The 805-nt window shown below is 63.1% G+C and carries 2 protein-coding genes; both read left to right on the plus strand.

Annotation, left to right across the window (positions count from 1 at the left end):
* Positions 1 to 265, plus strand: a 265-nt coding sequence (locus tag K3F49_RS39030) for a hypothetical protein (RefSeq protein ID WP_234686157.1), incomplete at its 5' end; no start/stop codon positions are given.
* A 7-nt stretch (positions 266 to 272) separates the two neighbouring features.
* The coding region (locus K3F49_RS39035) for a polyketide synthase (protein ID WP_276575478.1) at positions 273 to 805 on the plus strand (533 nt) is incomplete at its 3' end.

An 805-nucleotide genomic window follows, 5' to 3' on the forward strand; every position in this document is an offset into this window, starting at 1 on the left:
GACCGCGCGCGCCATGGCCCGCCTGCTGCTCGAGAAGCTCGAACTCGACAATGTCAATTCAGGTCCGTCGATCTGGGGAGAAGAGCAGATCCGCCGGAAGCTCCGAGAGGTTTCGATCGAGGCGCTCCGTAAATCAGGTCTTCTTGAACGCCTCATGATGCAGCCGAATGACACCTCCCGGCGTGCAAGCGACGATGAATTGTCCGCGCATATTGATGACGCGGAAACGGACTCTTTGCTGAGTATCGCGTCTGAATTGCTCTGAAAAAATCATGCAGCAGATGAATCAAGAAGTTCAGGATCTCAAAAACGCTCTTCGCCAGAGTCTGCACAAGATTCGGGATCTGAAGTCGTCTCTCGAAGCGGTGGAGAACGCCTCCTCCGAGCCAATCGTGATTGTGGGGATGAGCTGCCGCGGTCCCGGCGGGCTGACGAGTCCCGAGAACTACTGGTCGTTGCTGGAGCGCGGCGGTGACGGCATTGGCCCGCTGCCGGGCCGCTGGAGCCGGGAGCTGTTGCGGCGCCTGGAAGCGGTGACGGGCGGGCTGACGCAGGAAGGCGGCTTCATCGATGCGGTCGCGGAGTTTGACGCGGGCTTCTTCGGCATCTCGCCGCGCGAGGCGATGGAGATGGACCCGCAGCAGCGGCTGATCCTGGAAGCGTCGTGGGAGGCGCTGGAGCGCGCGGGGCTGCAACCGGACGGACTGAGTCAGAGCCGGACCGGCGTCTATCTCGGCGCGATGGCCGGCGACTACGGCATGCGCTCGCTCGAGGCGACCACGGTGTGGACCGCGACCGGCACGAC

The organism is Bradyrhizobium monzae (assembly GCF_021458635.1).
Lineage (GTDB): Bacteria > Pseudomonadota > Alphaproteobacteria > Rhizobiales > Xanthobacteraceae > Bradyrhizobium.